At 58.6% G+C, this 1,243-nt stretch carries 2 protein-coding genes; both read right to left on the reverse strand.

Features of this window, described 5'->3' with window-relative positions:
* Positions 1-290: 290 nt before the first annotated feature.
* On the reverse strand, positions 291-443 hold the full coding sequence (locus NKI19_RS32690; protein WP_352567715.1) for a hypothetical protein: 153 nt from the start codon (positions 441-443) through the stop codon (positions 291-293).
* Between the two features lie 125 nt (positions 444-568).
* On the reverse strand, positions 569-1,243 hold a 675-nt coding region (locus NKI19_RS32695; protein WP_352567716.1), incomplete at its 5' end, for an amidohydrolase.

Consider the following 1,243-nt stretch of genomic DNA (forward strand, 5'->3'; position numbering starts at 1 on the left):
CGCGGCAATGGATTGTGGAACGGACATTTGCGGGGCTCGGACGATGACACCGACTGGCTACGAACATCTAGATAACGAGTGCTCCCGCCGAAATGAATCCTCGTGCCGCCATCCGCCTGCTCACGAGGCCCCTCACAAAACATAAAATCAAACGATCTTTCTGTTGATCAGCCACTAATTGAACTTAACGAGCGGCTTGCGCAGCACGGCGAGCACCTGGGCAGCACCGATGCAGTGAATGCGATTTCGTTTGATAAGCTTGGCGATCGTCGTCTCACGGATATACAATATTATGCCTGCACGGTCTCCCTAGAGGTCGAGCAGCCACTCAGACCCGAAGTCGGTTCGAGCTCGGTGCGCGACCACTCGCGCAATTCGATGACGATAGGATCGACGACCGCGATCAGCCAACAGCGCCGCCGATCGTGCGCAAGTTGGGTCACGTTACGCTCCACTTCGAGCTACCCGCGGCGTGCATCCAAGAACCGCAGGAGAGGGTACCAGGGAAAGTATTTCTCCGATGGTCCGGTGAAAGGCGACTTGCAGGCCGAGGCGAACGTCGCAAGTCCTAGTTCCGTTCTCGGGTCACCAGATCGATCCACAGCGCAACGCCGATCGGCAACGCGCTATCGTTGAAATCGTACTCTGGATGGTGAAGCGGAGCAGTCTCGCCGTTGCCCATGAAGATGAAGGCGCCGGGTCGGGCCTTCAGCATGTAAGAGAAGTCCTCCGCGCCCATTAAAGGCGCCATGTCCCGGCGCACTACGGCGTTTCCAGCTACGCGTGCGGCGGAGTCCCCCAGAATACTCGCCTGGACGGGATGGTTGACTGTCGGCGGGTAGCCACGGCGATAGTCGAGTTCAGCCTCGGCACCGAACGTCTTTGCGACAAAGGTCGCAATGGTGCGGACGCGGCACTCGACTTTGTCGCGGTTGATCTCCGACAAGGTGCGGACACTGCCTTTCAGCACGACCTCGGATGGGATGACGTTGTAAGCCTCGCCAGCATGGATCGAGGTGACCGAAACCACGACCGGGTCGATGGGGTCGACGCTCCGTGAGGCGATCGTCTGGAGTGCGCTAACTAGATGGTTAGCGATCGGGATCGGATCGATGCTTTCGTGCGGCCGGGCCGCGTGTCCACCCTTACCAAGAATTCTAATGTCAAAGCGGTCGGATGCTGCAAGCATGACGCTGTCTGAAAGGGCAAAAGTGCCGACGTCCATACCCGGCATGTTGTGAAG

The sequence above is a fragment of the Mesorhizobium sp. M0751 genome (genome assembly GCF_040320265.1).
Lineage (GTDB): Bacteria > Pseudomonadota > Alphaproteobacteria > Rhizobiales > Rhizobiaceae > Mesorhizobium.